At 71.4% G+C, this 16,496-nt stretch carries 13 protein-coding genes; 9 read left to right on the forward strand and 4 right to left on the reverse strand.

Annotated elements, in window-relative coordinates; all coding sequences use genetic code 11:
- Positions 1-66: 66 nt before the first annotated feature.
- The 5 genes from uvrB to AB0G17_RS20630 all read left to right on the forward strand — a co-directional run bounded on the left by uvrB (position 67) and on the right by AB0G17_RS20630 (position 6,678).
- The gene (gene uvrB, locus AB0G17_RS20610; protein WP_361384441.1) at positions 67-2,199 is read left to right on the forward strand and encodes an excinuclease ABC subunit UvrB; all 2,133 of its coding nucleotides are present in this window, start codon (positions 67-69) and stop codon (positions 2,197-2,199) included.
- A gap of 138 nt (positions 2,200-2,337) precedes the next feature.
- A complete protein-coding gene (locus AB0G17_RS20615) occupies positions 2,338-2,916 on the forward strand; it encodes a TerD family protein (protein ID WP_361384444.1) in 579 nt (192 codons plus the stop codon).
- Positions 2,917-3,038: 122 nt separating this feature from the next.
- Complete coding sequence (locus tag AB0G17_RS20620) at positions 3,039-4,961, forward strand: TerD family protein (RefSeq protein WP_361384447.1); 1,923 nt, start codon at positions 3,039-3,041, stop codon at positions 4,959-4,961.
- Positions 4,962-5,252: 291 nt separating this feature from the next.
- Entirely contained in the window at positions 5,253-6,233 is a 981-nt protein-coding gene (locus tag AB0G17_RS20625) for a TerC family protein (protein ID WP_361384450.1), read from the forward strand.
- Positions 6,234-6,372: 139 nt separating this feature from the next.
- Positions 6,373-6,678 carry a hypothetical protein gene (locus AB0G17_RS20630; protein WP_361384453.1) on the forward strand — a complete coding sequence of 102 codons (306 nt, stop codon included), beginning with the start codon at positions 6,373-6,375 and terminating at the stop codon, positions 6,676-6,678.
- 135 nt (positions 6,679-6,813) lie between these two features.
- On the opposite strand, the gene AB0G17_RS20635 is transcribed toward AB0G17_RS20630, so the two are convergent.
- Together AB0G17_RS20635 and AB0G17_RS20640 are read right to left on the reverse strand one after the other, a co-directional pair.
- Positions 6,814-7,470, reverse strand: coding sequence for an MBL fold metallo-hydrolase (locus tag AB0G17_RS20635; protein ID WP_361384456.1), 657 nt, complete (start codon positions 7,468-7,470; stop codon positions 6,814-6,816).
- Positions 7,471-7,580: 110 nt separating this feature from the next.
- A complete protein-coding gene (locus AB0G17_RS20640) occupies positions 7,581-8,267 on the reverse strand; it encodes a maleylpyruvate isomerase family mycothiol-dependent enzyme (protein ID WP_361384459.1) in 687 nt (228 codons plus the stop codon).
- A gap of 196 nt (positions 8,268-8,463) precedes the next feature.
- On the opposite strand from AB0G17_RS20640, the gene uvrA reads away from it, so the two are divergent.
- On the forward strand, positions 8,464-11,439 hold the full coding sequence (gene uvrA, locus AB0G17_RS20645; protein WP_361384462.1) for an excinuclease ABC subunit UvrA: 2,976 nt from the start codon (positions 8,464-8,466) through the stop codon (positions 11,437-11,439).
- 552 nt (positions 11,440-11,991) lie between these two features.
- Here the strand turns inward: uvrA and AB0G17_RS20650 are convergent.
- Positions 11,992-12,897 (reverse strand): carbohydrate kinase, encoded by a 906-nt coding sequence (locus AB0G17_RS20650; protein ID WP_361384465.1) that lies wholly within the window; start codon positions 12,895-12,897, stop codon positions 11,992-11,994.
- 235 nt (positions 12,898-13,132) lie between these two features.
- Here AB0G17_RS20650 and AB0G17_RS20655 point away from each other — a divergent pair, with 235 nt between their 5' ends.
- Complete coding sequence (locus tag AB0G17_RS20655; protein ID WP_361384469.1) at positions 13,133-13,561, forward strand: Rieske (2Fe-2S) protein; 429 nt, start codon at positions 13,133-13,135, stop codon at positions 13,559-13,561.
- A 75-nt stretch (positions 13,562-13,636) separates the two neighbouring features.
- Here AB0G17_RS20655 and AB0G17_RS20660 read toward each other — a convergent pair whose 3' ends face one another.
- The gene (locus AB0G17_RS20660) at positions 13,637-14,563 is read right to left on the reverse strand and encodes a hypothetical protein (protein WP_361384472.1); all 927 of its coding nucleotides are present in this window, start codon (positions 14,561-14,563) and stop codon (positions 13,637-13,639) included.
- Between the two features lie 316 nt (positions 14,564-14,879).
- Here AB0G17_RS20660 and AB0G17_RS20665 point away from each other — a divergent pair, with 316 nt between their 5' ends.
- Positions 14,880-15,560: a papain-like cysteine protease family protein gene (locus tag AB0G17_RS20665; RefSeq protein ID WP_361384475.1), complete on the forward strand. Its 681-nt coding sequence runs from the start codon at positions 14,880-14,882 to the stop codon at positions 15,558-15,560.
- Positions 15,561-15,565: 5 nt separating this feature from the next.
- Complete coding sequence (locus tag AB0G17_RS20670) at positions 15,566-16,375, forward strand: hypothetical protein (RefSeq protein WP_361384690.1); 810 nt, start codon at positions 15,566-15,568, stop codon at positions 16,373-16,375.
- Positions 16,376-16,496 lie beyond the last annotated feature (121 nt).

Below are 16,496 nucleotides of genomic sequence, written 5' to 3' on the forward strand. Positions count from 1 at the left end.
CTGGCGCGAGCCCCGCCCCCGGGCCGATCGCGCCCGACTGTCAGTGGGGGGTCGTACGGTGGTTCCATGCGGCCCGTTTCCAAGATCGAACGTACGGTGGCGCCTTTCGAGGTCGTCAGCCCCTACCAGCCCAGCGGCGACCAGCCGGCGGCCATCGCCGAGCTGGAACGGCGCATCCGCGCAGGTGAGAAGGATGTCGTCCTGCTGGGCGCGACCGGCACCGGAAAGTCGGCGACGACGGCCTGGATGATCGAGAAGCTCCAGCGCCCCACGCTCGTCATGGCGCCGAACAAGACGCTGGCGGCCCAGCTGGCGAACGAGTTCCGCGAGCTCCTGCCCAACAACGCCGTCGAGTACTTCGTGTCGTACTACGACTACTACCAGCCGGAGGCGTACGTCCCGCAGTCGGACACGTACATCGAGAAGGACTCCTCGATCAACGAGGAGGTCGAGCGGCTGCGCCACTCGGCGACGAACTCGCTGCTGACCCGCCGCGACGTGATCGTCGTGGCCTCCGTCTCGTGCATCTACGGCCTGGGCACACCGCAGGAGTACGTGGACCGGATGGTGCCGCTGAAGGTCGGTGAGGAGATCGACCGCGACCAGCTGCTGCGCCGCTTCGTCGACATCCAGTACACGCGCAACGACGTCGCCTTCGCGCGCGGCACGTTCCGGGTGCGCGGCGACACCATCGAGATCTTCCCGGTCTACGAGGAGCTGGCCGTCCGGATCGAGATGTTCGGCGACGAGATCGAGGCGCTCTCCACGCTCCACCCGCTCACCGGCGAGGTCATCAGCGAGGACCAGGAGCTCTACGTCTTCCCCGCCAGCCACTACGTGGCAGGCCCGGAGCGCATGGAAAAGGCCATCACCGGCATCGAGCAGGAGCTGGAGCAGCGCCTGGCCGAGCTGGAGAAGCAGGGCAAGCTGCTGGAGGCCCAGCGGCTGCGGATGCGCACCACGTACGACATCGAGATGCTGCGCCAGATCGGCAGCTGCTCGGGCGTCGAGAACTATTCGATGCACTTCGACGACCGCGCCCCCGGCACCGCCCCCAACACCCTGCTCGACTACTTCCCGGAAGACTTCCTGCTCGTCCTCGACGAGTCGCACGTGACCGTCCCGCAGATCGGCGCGATGTACGAGGGCGACGCCTCCCGCAAGCGCACCCTGGTCGACCACGGCTTCCGGCTGCCCTCCGCGATGGACAACCGACCGCTGAAGTGGGAGGAGTTCCTGGGCCGCATCGGCCAGACCGTCTACCTCTCGGCGACCCCCGGCAAGTACGAGCTGTCGCGCGGCGACGGCTTCGTGGAGCAGATCATCCGCCCCACCGGCCTCGTCGACCCGCAGGTCGTGGTCAAGCCCACCGAGGGTCAGATCGACGACCTGGTGCACGAGATCCGCAAGCGCACCGAGAAGGACGAGCGCGTCCTGGTCACCACCCTCACCAAGAAGATGGCCGAGGACCTGACCGACTACTTCCTGGAGATGGGCATCCAGGTGCGGTACCTGCACAGCGACGTCGACACGCTGCGCCGCGTCGAGCTGCTGCGCGAGCTGCGGGCGGGCGAGTTCGACGTACTGGTCGGCATCAACCTGCTCCGGGAGGGCCTGGACCTGCCCGAGGTGTCGCTGGTCGCGATCCTCGACGCCGACAAGGAGGGCTTCCTCCGCTCGGGCACCTCGCTGATCCAGACCATCGGCCGCGCGGCGCGCAACGTCTCCGGCGAGGTGCACATGTACGCCGACAAGATCACCCCGGCGATGGAGAAGGCCATCGAGGAGACCAACCGTCGCCGGGAGAAGCAGGTCGCGTACAACAAGGAGCACGGGATCGACCCGCAGCCGCTGCGGAAGAAGATCAACGACATCGTCGCGACCATCGCGCGCGAGGAGGTCGACACCGAGCAGCTGCTCGGCTCCGGCTACCGCAAGTCCAAGGACGGCAAGGGCGCCAAGGCGCCGGTCCCCGCGCTCGGCGCCAAGGCGGCGAAGTCGAAGGCCAAGGCGGGCAAGGGCGGTGAGGTCCTCACCGACCGCCCAGCCGCCGAACTCGCCGAGCAGATCGAGGAGATGACCGACCGGATGCGGGCCGCGGCCGCCGAGCTGCAGTTCGAGATCGCCGCCAGGCTGCGGGACGAAGTCGGTGAGCTGAAGAAGGAGTTGCGGCAGATGAGGGAGGCGGGCCAGGCCTGACGGCCCGGCAGTGCTGTGTTGACGGCGCGGCACGTGCTGTGTTGCAAGACCGACACAAATCCGCCCTGGGCGGTGGCGCACATCGCGCCACTGCGTAGGGTCGGGCGAGAACGTAAAAATGCGGAGAGGGGACAGCGCGTGACGGTCAATATGACCAAGGGGCAGGCCATCAGCCTGGAGAAGCAGGGTGGCGGCACCCTGACCGCGGTGCGGATGGGGCTCGGCTGGCAGGCGGCCCCGCGCCGCGGCCTGTTCGGCTCGCGCACCCGGGAGATCGACCTGGACGCCTCGGCGGTGCTCTTCGCCGACAAGCAGCCGGTGGACGTGGTGTTCTTCCGCCACCTCGTCAGTGACGACGGCTCGGTCCGGCACACCGGCGACAACCTGGTGGGCGGCGCCGGCCAGGGCGGCGACGACGAGTCGATCCTCGTCGACCTCCAGCGCGTCCCGGTCCACATCGACCAGATCGTCTTCACGGTGAACTCGTTCACCGGCCAGACGTTCCAGGAAGTGCAGAACGCGTTCTGCCGCATCGTCGACGAGACCAACGGCCAGGAGCTGGCGCGCTACACGCTGGACGGCGGCGGTCAGTACACGGCGCAGATCATGGCCAAGGTGCACCGCGCGGGCACGGGCTGGCAGATGACCGCCATCGGCAACCCGTCCAACGGCCGCACCTTCCAGGACCTGATGCCGGCGATCCTGCCGCACCTGTAACCGCGGCCGTACGCAGGCACCACCGGCCACCACGGCCGTAACCGCAGCTCCCGGAGGCAAGGCCGCCGGGAGCTGCCCCGCACCACCGTGCACCACCGGCAACTCGACGAGGGGACAGAGCGATGACGGCCGAGCTGGTACGGGGACAGAACCACCCCCTGCCCCAGACCCGACTGGAGATCCGGGTGTCGGCCGGGACACCGATCGTCGCCGGCGCCACCCTGGGCGACGAGAGCGGCACGGTGCGCGGGACGGAGTGGGTGGCCCATCCCGGCACGCCCACGCTGCCGGGCCTGGAGGTCTCCCGGCAGGCCGCCGCCGACCACCGCCTCGCCGTGGACCTGGAGGCCCTCCCGCCGGGCGTGCACCGGGTGAGCGTGCTGCTCGCGCTGCCGCCCGGGGCGGCGGGCCCGAGCCGGTTCGCCGCCGTCGCCGCGCCCTTCGTGGCCGTCACCGGCCTGGACGGCACCGGGGTCGTCAGCTACACGATCACCGGTCTGGACGAGGAGTCGGCGGTCGTCGCCCTGGAGCTCTATCTGCGAGGCGGCGCCTGGAAGGTCCGGGCGATCGGCCAGGGGTACGCGGGCGGCCTCGCCGACATGCTCGTCGACCAGGGCCTTCCGCAGGCCCGGGAGCTCGCCGCCGTCATCCTGGACGCGGTCGCCCTCGGCGTCTCCCGCTCGGTCGCGGCGCCCCCGCCCCGTACGTCCGGCGAGGCTCGGGTGAGGACCGGCGCGCCCGGCGCGGCCGGGAGCGACGGCGGTCCGACGGGCGCCGCGCCCCCGCCCGGAGCCGCCCAGCAGCCTCTGACCGACGGCGGGCCCATCGACTACGCACACCCGCGCCGCAAGACCACCGCGCCCCCGCCGCCCCCTCCCACGGCGCCGCCCGCCGCCCCCGGCGAGCCCCCGTCGCCCGTGGCGGGCGACGCCACCGGCTGGTCCATGGAGGAGCGGCTCTACAACCAGGTGTGGGGCATGTTCGAGGACCTGGCCCGCACCACCGCCGCGTACCGCAGCGCCGTCGACTTCGCGGACTCGCGGATGGAGCAGGAGCTCGACCGGGCCCTCGCGGATCCGCGCAGCCGGGTCGGCTCCACCGGCGACCGGGCCCGCGAGGAGGCCTCGGCCCGCCGCGAGCAGCTGGTCGACCGCGCGCGCGAGGCCTTCGACCGCGATCTCGCGCAGCTGACCGCCGAGTCGGAGGTCGTCGAGCCCGCCCTGCCGCCCGCCTACGCCCGCTGGGACAACCCCGTCTGGCACGCCTATCGGGTGCCGATGGAGATCCCGATGGCCCTGCGCGTCGGGGATCTGCGGCTGCCGGAGCGGCCGGAGCTGCGGATTCCGATGCTGGTGCGGCTGCCGCTGGAGCGCGGGCTGTGGATCGACTCCGGGCGCTCGGGCTCCGAGGCCGCCGCCTTCATGGACGCCGAGCAGGTCAAACGGCTCGCCGTGGAGACGGCGGTGGCGCTGGCGGCGCGGATGCTCGCGGTGTATCCGGCGCACGAGTTCGCGGTGCACGTCGTCGACCCGGCGGGGGCGGCGGCCGGGGCGTTCGCGCCCCTGACGCGGTCGGGGGCGCTCGATGAGCCGCCCGCGGCCGGTGCGGCCGGCGTGGCGGCCGTGCTCTCCCGGCTCACCGAGCGCGTCGACCTGCTCCAGATGGCCACGCGGGGCGGCGCCGGGGCGGACGCGCTGCCGCCCGGCATGGACACCGCCGAGCAGCTCCTCATCGTCAACGACTTCCCGCACGGTTTCGACGATCGCGCGGTCAACCAGCTGCGCTATCTCGCGGACGAGGGCCCGTCGGTCGGCGTCCATCTGCTGATGGTCGCGGACCGCGAGGACGCCAGTGCGTACGGGCCGGTGCTGCAGCCGCTGTGGCGCTCGCTGCTGCGGCTCACGCCGGTCCCGGACGACCACCTGGCGGATCCGTGGGTGGGGCACGCCTGGACGTACGAGCCGCCGCTGGTGCCGCCCGGCAGCGCGATCCTGGGGCAGGTGCTGGACCAGGTCGCGGAGGCGAGGGGTGCCTGGCCGCGCTGACGTCGGCGGGACCGGCCCAGGTCGCGGCGGCGAGCGCGGCCTCGCCGCGCTGACGTCGGCCGGACGACCGAGGCCCCCTTGGTGCTTCTTTACCCTTCCCTTTACCTTCTCTTGGTGATTGAGGTAGGGTTCTTGGTGCGGAGGGGAGTACTCCCGACTGCGGCGTTCCCGTCAGTACGGACCGAAATGACCGGTTCCGGGGCGCCGGCCCACGGCACGGGACGTGCCCGGGTGGAGGAGACCTCCGGCAGCGACAACGCTGATCTGTAGCGGTACGAAGCCGGAGGCACTGTGGACGTTTCGTTGACCCTCTGGGTGCTGACCATTCTCGGTCTGTGCGCCCTCATCGCCGTCGACTTCTTCATCGGGCGCAAGCCCCATGACGTGTCGATCAAGGAAGCCGGAATCTGGACGGTCGTCTGGATCGTGCTCGCCGCGCTCTTCGGTATCGGCCTGCTGGTCTTCGGCAACAGCCAGGCATCCGGCGAGTTCTTCGCGGGCTTCATCACGGAGAAGTCGCTCTCCGTCGACAACCTCTTCGTCTTCATCCTGATCATGGCGAAGTTCTCGGTGCCGACCCACCTCCAGCAGCGCGTGCTGCTCTTCGGCGTGCTCATAGCGCTGGTACTGCGGGCGATCTTCATCGCGGCCGGCGCCGCCATCATCGCCAGCTTCTCCTGGGTCTTCTACCTCTTCGGCGCCTTCCTGATCTACACGGCCTGGAAGCTCATCCAGGAGGCGCGCTCCGACGACGAGGACGAGGAGTTCGAGGAGAACCGGCTGCTCAAGTCCATCGAGCGGAAGTTCGGCGTCGCCGACCGGTACCACGGCACCAAGCTCTTCATCCAGGAGCACGGCAAGAAGATCATGACGCCGCTGCTCGTCGTGATGCTCGCCATCGGCATGACCGACGTGCTGTTCGCGATGGACTCGATCCCCGCTATCTTCGGCCTGACCCAGGACCCGTACATCGTCTTCACCGCCAACGCCTTCGCGCTGATGGGCCTGCGCCAGCTGTACTTCCTCATCGGCGGACTGCTCAAGAAGCTGGTCCACCTCAGCTACGGGCTCTCGGTGATCCTCGGCTTCATCGGCGTGAAGCTGGTGCTGCACGCCCTGCACGAGAACGGGGTGAACGTCCCCGAGATCTCCATCCCCGTCTCGCTCGCCGTCATCTGCGGCGTCCTGGTCGTCACCACGGTCACCAGCCTCATGGCCACCAGGAAGCAGACGGCGGCCGAGGAGGCCGAGAAGAAGAGTGTCGGGGTCTGACGCCCCGGGGGCGCGCGGTGCATCCGCACCGGCGCGCGCACCGGCCGGCCGGGCGCGGAGTTGCCGTGCCGGTCGGCCGGTGCTTGCTTGGACGGGAGAGCTCCCGGCCCGCGGGGGCGCCGCGGACCAGGAGGACCCCATGAAGTTCGCGCAGATCATCGACTTCGAGACCGAGCGTGCGGACGAGATGCGCGAGCTCATCCGCCAGTACGAGGAGAAGGCTCGGACGGAGGGCCGCAAGCTCGGCCCGGCGCACCGCACCCTGCTGCGCGACAGGTCCAACCCCCATCGCTATCTGGCCGTGGTCGAGTTCGACTCGTACGAGGACGCGATGGCCAACAGCGACGCGCCGGAGACGACCGAGCTCGCCCAGCGGCTCGCGGCGCTGTCGACGCGACCGCCCGCCTTCACGGACTGCGATGTGGCGGAGTCGGACGAGCGGTAGCGCCCGGCGCCTGACTGGTGTCCGCCCGGTGTCCGCTTCGGCGGCTGGGCGGGCGCCGTCTCCGCCGTACGACGAGTTACGAGGGGCGTGCGAAAGCGCGTCCGTGCCGTGAACGAGCCGCTCGCCCCGGTCGGGCTACCAGCCGCGTGCGTGCCACTCCGGCAGCTTGGGCCGCTCCTCGCCGAGCGTGGTGTCGTTGCCGTGGCCCGGGTACACCCACGTCTCGTCCGGCAGGACCGCGAAGAGCTTGGTCTCCACGTCGTGGATGAGACTGGCGAAGGCCTTCGGGTCCTTGTGGGTGTTGCCGACCCCGCCCGGGAAGAGGCAGTCGCCGGTGAACAGGTGCGGGTGGCCGTGCGGGTCGTCGTAGACCAGCGCGATCGAGCCCGGGGTGTGGCCGACCAGGTGGCGGGCGGTCAGCTCGACCCGGCCGACGTAGATCGTGTCCCCGTCTTCGACGGGGACGTCGGTCGGCACGGGGATGCCCTCGGCGTCGTGGCGGCCCGCGTAGGTCGTCGCGCCGGTGGCGGCGACGACCTCGGCGAGCGCCTGCCAGTGGTCTCCGTGGCGGTGGGTGGTGACGACGGACTTGATGCCGTCGTCACCGATCAGCGTCAGGAGGGTCGAGGGCTCGGCCGCCGCGTCGATCAGGAGCTGCTCGCCGGTGGCGCGGCAGCGCAGCAGATACGCGTTGTTGTCCATCGGGCCGACCGCGACCTTGGAGATCATCAGGTCCGGCAGCTCGTGCACATCCGCCGGACCGCCGACCTTCACCGCTCCGCTGTACGTCATGGGATCAGCCTAGAGCCTGCCCGGTGGATCTGGCCGCCCTCGGCGCGGGTGGCCCTTTCGATGCTGGTGAGCGCGGGCCTGTCCGGGTCGGCAGGCCCTGGCACGGGGGCTCAGAGGGCCGGCAGGGTGGGCAGCGGGCCGCCCGAGACCTCCAGGGCCGCGCCGTTCCTGCGGCCCGCGAGCCAGCCCAGCAGGTCCCACGCGGGGCCGCTGACGGTCACCGGGGTGCCCTCCGCGCCGCCGGTGCGCAGGGTGTGGCCGTTGTTGCCGGTGAGGGTGACCGGCGGGACCGAGGTGTTCCCCGAGAAGCGGTCGGCCAGGAACTGGATCTCGCGCCGGACGAACTCGTCCGGCAGGTCCTCCAGCTCGTAGCCGACGCCCAGGTCGACGTGGTGCAGCTCGACCTCGATCAGCCGGCGGAAGGGGATGCGGGCGGCCTGGTCGAGGACGCCGTTGCGGAGCTCGACCGTACGGTCCCAGTCGGCGGGCCGGGCGCCCTCCTCCTGGAAGCGGGCCGCGCTCTCGCGCAGGTCGGCGAGGTGGACGTCGAGCGGGCGCGCGGCGTCGCGCGCGATGTCGGCGTCCCGGGCCTCGCCGCTCTCGTACATGGGGCGGCCGGCGAGCACGTTGACGAGCGCGTCCGCGTTGCGGGCGACATGGGCGAGGACGTGCCCGCGGCTCCAGCCCGGCAGCCGTGACGGCTCGACGACCGCCGCGTTGTCCAGTTCGGCGGCTGCGGTGAGCAGCCGGTCGGTGGCTTCCCGTACAGATGCCAGGTCGTGCGCATGATCAATCATGCGGCCGACGATAGCTCCGCCACTCATTCGGGTGAAGCCGCTTGGACGAGTCCGTAAATCGAATGCGCGTGCTATAGGCTCGTCAGTGGCATCAGGCATCCTTGGCTGTAAAGCAATCCATCGCCCTGGCGACCCCCCCTTAGTCTGAGACGGGGGTTCCGCCCCCTGCTTCTCTTCAAGAAAGGTGCGGACCGGCGTGGCCGACCGTCTCATCGTCCGTGGCGCGCGCGAGCACAATCTCAAGAACGTCTCGCTCGACCTCCCGCGCGACTCCCTCATCGTCTTCACCGGGCTCTCGGGGTCGGGCAAGTCGTCCCTCGCGTTCGACACGATCTTCGCCGAGGGGCAGCGCCGCTACGTCGAGTCGCTCTCCTCGTACGCCCGCCAGTTCCTCGGCCAGATGGACAAGCCGGACGTCGACTTCATCGAAGGTCTGTCGCCCGCGGTCTCCATCGACCAGAAGTCGACCTCGCGCAACCCGCGCTCGACGGTCGGCACCATCACCGAGGTCTACGACTACCTGCGCCTGCTCTTCGCGCGCATCGGCAAGCCGCACTGCCCCGAGTGCCGCCGGCCGATCACCCGCCAGTCGCCCCAGGCCATCGTCGACAAGGTCCTCGAACTGCCCGAGGGCAGCCGCTTCCAGGTGCTCTCGCCGCTGGTGCGCGAGCGCAAGGGCGAGTTCGTCGACCTCTTCGCCGACCTCCAGACCAAGGGCTACAGCCGCGCGCGCGTGGACGGCGAGACGATCCAGCTCTCCGAGCCGCCCAAGCTCAAGAAGCAGGAGAAGCACACCATCGAGGTGGTCATCGACCGCCTCACCGTGAAGGACTCCGCCAAGCGCCGCCTCACCGACTCGGTGGAGACCGCGCTCGGCCTGTCCGGCGGCATGGTGGTGCTCGACTTCGTCGACCTGGCCGCCGACGACCCCGAGCGCGAGCGGATGTACTCGGAGCATCTGTACTGCCCGTACGACGACCTGTCCTTCGAGGAGCTGGAGCCGCGCTCCTTCTCCTTCAACTCGCCCTTCGGTGCCTGCCCCGACTGCACCGGCATCGGTACGCGCATGGAGGTCGACCCCGAGCTGATCATCCCGGACGAGGACAAGTCCCTCGACGAGGGCGCGGTCTCCCCGTGGTCGCTCGGCCACACCAAGGACTACTTCGCGCGCCTGGTCGGCGCGCTCGCCGACGAGCTCGGCTTCCGTACGGACATCCCCTGGGCGGGGCTGCCGCAGCGCGCCAGGAAGGCCCTGCTGTACGGCCACAAGACGCAGATCGAGGTCCGCTACCGCAACCGGTACGGAAGGGAGCGCGCGTACACGACGGCCTTCGAGGGCGCGGTGCCGTTCGTCAAGCGGCGCCACTCGGAGGCGGAGTCCGACGGGGCGCGCGAGCGTTTCGAGGGCTATATGCGCGAGGTCCCCTGTCCGACCTGTGAGGGCTCGCGACTGAAGCCGCTGGTCCTCGCGGTCACCGTGATGGAGCGCTCCATCGCCGAGGTCTCCGCGATGTCGATCAGCGACTGCGCCGACTTCCTGGGCGAGCTCAAGCTCAACGCGCGCGACAAGAAGATCGCCGAGCGCGTCCTGAAGGAGGTCAACGAGCGGCTGCGCTTCCTCGTCGACGTCGGCCTCGACTACCTCTCGCTGAACCGCGCCGCCGGGACCCTGTCCGGCGGTGAGGCCCAGCGCATCCGCCTCGCCACCCAGATCGGCTCGGGCCTGGTCGGCGTGTTGTACGTGCTGGACGAGCCGTCGATCGGTCTGCACCAGCGTGACAACCACCGTCTGATCGAAACCCTGGTCCGCCTCCGGGACATGGGCAACACGCTCATCGTGGTGGAACACGACGAGGACACCATCAAGGTGGCCGACTGGGTCGTCGACATCGGCCCGGGCGCCGGTGAGCACGGCGGCAAGGTCGTCCACAGCGGCCCGTTGAAGCAGCTGCTGGCCAACAAGGAGTCGATGACGGGTCAGTACCTGGCGGGCAAGCGGTCCATCCCGCTGCCGGACGTACGGCGCCCCGCGGACCCCTCGCGCAAGCTCACCGTGCACGGCGCCAAGGAGAACAACCTCCAGGACATCGACGTCTCGTTCCCGCTCGGCGTGCTGACGGCGGTCACCGGTGTCTCCGGCTCCGGAAAGTCGACCCTGGTCAACGACATCCTCTACACCCACCTGGCGCGCGAGCTGAACGGCGCGCGGGCGGTTCCCGGGCGGCACACGCGCGTGGAGGGCGACGACCTGGTCGACAAGGTCGTCCACGTCGACCAGTCGCCGATCGGCCGTACACCGAGGTCGAACCCGGCGACCTACACGGGCGTCTTCGACAACGTGCGCAAGCTGTTCGCGGAGACGATGGAGGCGAAGGTGCGGGGTTACCTCCCGGGCCGGTTCTCCTTCAACGTCAAGGGCGGCCGCTGCGAGAACTGCTCGGGCGACGGCACGATCAAGATCGAGATGAACTTCCTGCCGGACGTGTACGTGCCGTGCGAGGTCTGCCACGGGGCGCGCTACAACCGGGAGACGCTGGAGGTCCACTACAAGGGCAAGTCCATCGCCGAGGTCCTCGACATGCCGATCGAGGAGGCGCTGGAGTTCTTCGAGGCGGTGCCGACGATCGCCCGTCACCTGCGGACGCTGAACGAGGTGGGGCTGGGGTACGTCCGGCTCGGCCAGTCGGCGCCGACGCTGTCGGGTGGTGAGGCGCAGCGCGTGAAGCTGGCGTCGGAGCTGCAGAAGCGGTCGACGGGGCGGACGGTGTACGTCCTGGACGAGCCGACGACCGGGCTCCACTTCGAGGACATCTCGAAGCTGATCAAGGTCTTGTCGGGGCTGGTCGACAAGGGGAACTCGGTGATCGTCATCGAGCACAACCTCGATGTGATCAAGACGGCGGACTGGGTCGTGGACATGGGTCCCGAGGGCGGCAGCGGGGGTGGCCTGGTGATCGCCGAGGGCACGCCGGAGCAGGTCGCGTCCGTGGCCGCGAGCCACACGGGGAAGTTCCTGCGGGACATTCTGGGGGCGGACCGGATCAGCGACGCGGAGCCGGCTGCGCCGGTGCGGAGGGGGGCGAAGCGGGCGCCGGCGAAGAAGGCGGCGGCCTCGCCGAAGAAGGCGGCGGCCCCGGCCAAGAAGGCGGTGTCCCGGGCCCGGAAGGCCTGAGCCGCCCGGCCCTGGGGCGCCGCTCCCCGGGGCCCCGGCTTGTCCGGCTGCGGGTCGGTGGGGGCCGGTCGCGCAGTTCCCCGCGCCCCTTTTTGAGCCCGGGGTTTGTCTGCGGGTGGGTGGGGGCTGGTCGCGCAGTTCCCCGCGCCCGTTTTTGAGCCCGGCGTTTGTCTGCGGGCCGGTGGGGACTTGTCGCGCAGTTCCCCGCGCCCCTAAAAGCCCGGCTGTCGGTCGGGTGCGGGTTCGTTTGGGCTGGTCGCGCAGTTCCCCGCGCCCCTTTTTGAGCCCGGCGTTTGTCTGCGGGCCGTGGGGGCTGGTCGCGCAGTTCCTCGCGCCCCTAGAAGCCTGGCCGTCGGTCGGGTGCGGGTTTGTTTGGGCTGGGCGTGGCCGCGGGGCGGGGGTGCCTCGTCGCTGAAGGTGCGGGGTGCGGCGGCCGTAGCCGCTCAGGGGCGCGGGGAACTGCGCGACCCGCAACGTACGGTCCGCAGACGAACGGGGCCCGGGGTGGGGCCCCTGGGAGAGCAGCTCAGCCCGCCCCCACCCCCGGAGGGTTTAGGGAAGGGGCGGGGTGGGGGAACGCAAGGCCGATGCGTACGGCGGCTGGGCCCCCCGCTTCCCGCACGTCAGGGCCGCCGCATGGGCCGCGTACCCCAGCGCCGCACCCCACGCGGACGCGGACAGCGGCCCCCGCCCCGCCACCACATGCAAAAGCGCCGCGTTCACCGTGTCGCCCGCCCCGATCGTGTCGACCACCTCGACCCGCTCGCCGGGAACGGAGACCTCCTCACCGGACCGGGTCCACACGGTCATCCCCGCCGCGCCCCGGGTCATCACCACCGCCTCGGGCCCCGCCGCCAGCCACTCCCGCACCCCGCCGCCCAGCCACGCCGCGTCCTCCTCGGACAGCTTCAGCAGGGACACGTACGGCAGCCAGGAGCGGAAGCGGGCCCGGTAGGCCTCCGCGTCCGGGACCAGGCCGGGGCGGACGTTCGGGTCGAGCAGGGTGAACACGCCCCGCCCCGACTCCCGCCGCAGCAGCGCCTCGTACGCGCTGGCCCCGGGCTCCAGGACCAGCGAGCACGTTCCGAGAGCCAGCGCCCGTACTCCGGAAGGGAGTTCGGGCGGCAGCTCGAAGAGGCGGTCCGCGGTGCCGGAGGCGTAGAAGCCGTATCCGGCGGCCCCGTCCGCCCCGACCGTGGCCACCGCCAGCGTCGTCGGCTCTGGGCCGCGCTGCACCAACGAGGTGTCGACACCGGCGGCGTGCAGCCCGTCGAGCAGGGCCTCGCCGAAGCCGTCCGTCGACACACGGGAGCAGAACGCGGCCTCGGCGCCCAGCCGCCCGAGGGCCACCGCCGTGTTGTACGGGCCGCCCCCGGGCCGGGGCGACAGGGGGCCCAGCCGGTCGCCGGGGCGCTCCGGGACGAGGTCGATGAGGGCTTCTCCGGCGACGACGATCACGCGGCCGAACGTACACCCACCCGGCCCCGTCCCGTCCAGCCCGGCCCTCGCCCGGCCCCAGCGCGGCATGCGGCGCAGCCCGCCGCCGCTGACCGCCGAGGGCCCGACTCCAACCCGTCCAGCCCGGCCCCGCCCGACCAGCCCGCCCCGCCCGGCCCCCACCCACCCCTCCGCCCCCCCAGCCCCCGCCGGTATCGTCGGATGCGTCACCCCCCCATGAACCCGTGGAGACCCCATGTCCGGCCAGCCCGCCGCCCGTCGTACCGTGCTGAAAGGCGCGGCCCTCGCCGGGGCCGCCGGGCTGGGAGTGGCCGCCTGCTCCACCGACTCCAAGCTCGGCCACGCCAAGACGCCGACCCCGACCGCGCCGGTCGCCCTGGGCGCGCCCGAGGAGATCCCCGTCGGCGGGGCCAAGCTCTACCGCGAGCAGCGCCTGATGGTGTCCTGCCCGGCCAAGGGCGAGTACAAGGCGTTCAGCGCCCAGTGCACCCACGCCGGCTGCGTCCTCGACAAGATCGAGGACGGGCACGGGAACTGCCCCTGCCACGGCAGCCGCTTCAACGTGATGACCGGCCAGCCCGTCCACGGCCCGGCGACCGTCCCGCTGCCCGCCGTCCCGGTGAAGGTGAAGGACGGCAAGCTCGTCGCGGGCCCGGACGCGTAGTACGCGTAGTACGCGTAGTATGCGGAGGACGCGGAGGACGCGGAGTCGTCGTCTACGTACTACGTACGTAGACCGTCACGCCCAGTCCCAGCCGATCCCCAGGATCCCCGGCCGCACCCCCTGCTCGATCAGGTGCACCGTGCGGTGCTGCCCGCTCAGCGTCAGGTCGCCCCGGGCCGAGCGGGGCGAGCCCGCCGACGTCTGGGCGAAGCGGCGGCACCGCACCGGCAGCGCGTCCTCGTCGAAGCGGACCTGGAGCACGTACTGCCCGCCCGCGAAGCTGAAGCCGCGTACGTACTCGCTGCTCGGGCCCGCCGTGCCGTCTTCGAAGCCGTAGCCGAAGAGGTACGTCTCACCGGCCCGCAGCCGGGCGTCGAAGAGCAGCTCGGCCACCAGGACGCCGGTGTCGGCGTCCCAGCGCACCCGCCCGGTGCGGCAGTTCTCGGCGGCGCGCACCTGGACCCGGGACGGGTCGCAGCCCGGGTCGCCGTGGTGGATGGCGAGATAGCGGTCGACGCCGTCCCGGTGGGCCCGGACCACCTGTTGGGAGTCGCGGCCGAGCAGCTCGCGGGCCGCCCCGACGCGGACCCGCTCGTGGTGGCCGACGGTGTGCAGCCCGCCGTCCACCGGTGACTCCAGGTCCGTGATCAGCCGCTCGACGACCCCCGAGGCCTCCACCAGCGAGCGGTAGGAGCGGCCCGCCGGGCGCTCCGTCCCCTCGCGCGCCTCGCCCTCGTCGAGCAGCCGCAGCAGTGACCGGTCCGGCAGCCCGAGGACCTCCTCCAGAGCGCGCACCGCCCGCAGCGACTCGGCGCGCTGCGGCCGCCGGGCACCCTGCTGCCAGTAACTCAGGCTGGTCACACCGACCTTGACACCGCGCCCGGCGAGATGGTGCTGGACGCGCTGGAGCGGCAGTCCGCGGACGGCGAGCGCGGTGCGCAGCGCCAGATGGAACGGACCGGTGTGCAGCACCTGTGCCAGATCGGTATCGGTGTGGAGCATGGGGGACTCCCTCGGGACTGCTTCGGATCATGGTGGGGGGTGGCCGCGGGGACGGCCGAGTTCAACCACGCTGCCGGTCAGGGGACTTCTGGCGGCACAGTGAACGTTCACGGCGGGGGGTGGTCACGGGTCGCCGCGGGACCCGGGCGGCCTGGTGGGCACGGAAGGCCTGTTCACGCGGCGGCCACTCCGTTCACACCCGCGTCTCACCCCGCATTGAAGCGCGTTGACCAGCCCACGACAACGTTCGATGCTCACCGAAAGCGTCCGGACGCGCTCCTCCAATCCCCACACCCCCCGCTTCGGGAGGAACGCGATGCACAACCGCAAGAGACGGCTTCCGGCCCTCGCCCTCGTGGTGACGGCCCTGCTCGTCGCCCCCACGGCGAGCGCCGTCGCATCCCCGCACGAGCACGGCACCACCACAGCCGCCACCACGACCGCCGCCAACGACACCCGTACGGCCAACGACACCCGTACCGCCACAGCCGCCGACTCGCCGTCCGCCACGGCAGCCACGTCGAAGCGGCTCAACATCACCATGCAGGCCCAGCAGAAGAACAACTGGTGCTGGGCCGCCAGCGGCAACACCATCGCGACCTGGTTCGGGCGCACCTACAGCCAGAACCAGTTCTGCAACGCCGCCTTCGGGCGCCAGCAGGGCTACGACTGCCCCAACTGGCAGGCGGACCTGGGCAATGTGCAGAACGCCCTGGACTGGGCCGGGATCAGCTCCGGCTCGTACGTCACCGGCTGGCTGCGCTACTCGACCGTGCAGACAGAGATCAACGCCAACCGGCCCATGGAGAGCCGGATCCAGTGGTCCAGCGGCGGCGGTCACATGCATGTGATCTACGGGTACGACACCGCCAGCGACTGGGTCTACTGGGGCGACCCGTGGCCCACCAGCAACCGCTACAACTGGGCCTCGCACGACTGGTACGTCGACAACGACTCGTTCTCCTGGACCCACTCGCTCTACCGGATCGGGGCGTGACGACGATGAACGTGCGACGTCTCTCCTCCGCGGCCGCCGTCGCGGCGGTCCTGGCCGGCCTCTGCGCCCCGTACGCGGCGGCCGCCGAGACCCCCACGGCCACGGCCGGCTCCAAGGCCGCCGCCCATCGGGCGGCCACCGCCCCCACCACCCTCGACACGCTCTCCCGCTTCTTCGCCAGGGACGGCAAGATGTCCCTGACCGCCGCCGCCCCGCGCGTCCAGGGCGACGCGGTGCCCGTCTACACGCTCTCCCCGGAGTTCGTCGCCGGACGGGCGGGTGCTCCCGTGGCGCAGCTGGAGTACCTCGCCTCCACGGCCGTCTCCTCCGACGGTCAGAAGGCCTCCCTGTGGACCGTTCCGCAGGGCACCACCTGGAAGGTGGTGAACATAGCCACCGGTGACGACGAGGCCCGCTACGCCGCGGCGGGCGCGAGCCGGCTGCCGGGCGGCACCGTCTTCCAGGAGCCGCAGATCAACGCCTGGTACGTCCAGAAGGGCGCCGCCGTGCTCCCCCTGGACGAGGACGCGGTGAAGGCGGTCGGCGCCAGGGGCACCACCCTGGCCGCCTACCAGCGGCGCGTCCAGCGGGCCTACGGCGACAAGCTGCCCGGCTCCGCGTACGCGAAGTCCGGCAAGGCCGGAGGCTACGGTCAGACGCCCGAGGAGGCCCGGGCCCAGGCCGCGGCCGGGTCCGCCGGGCACGGCGCCGGGACGTCCACGGCCGCCTCGGTGACGGCCGGTGCGGGCGCGCTCGCCGCGGCCGGCCTGGGCGCGGTGGCCCTGCGCCGCCGACGGGGGGTGAACCAGGTGTAGGTGTCCGGGGGACCGCGCGACCGTTCGGCCGCGGATCGTGCGTGGCCGGTCTCGCGGTTCCCCGCGCCCCCGAGGGGGCGGCTCCGCCCGCGTTGTCAGTCCCCGCCAGTAGGGTGGTGGC

The sequence above is a fragment of the Streptomyces sp. NPDC023838 genome (assembly GCF_040639555.1).
Lineage (GTDB): Bacteria > Actinomycetota > Actinomycetes > Streptomycetales > Streptomycetaceae > Streptomyces.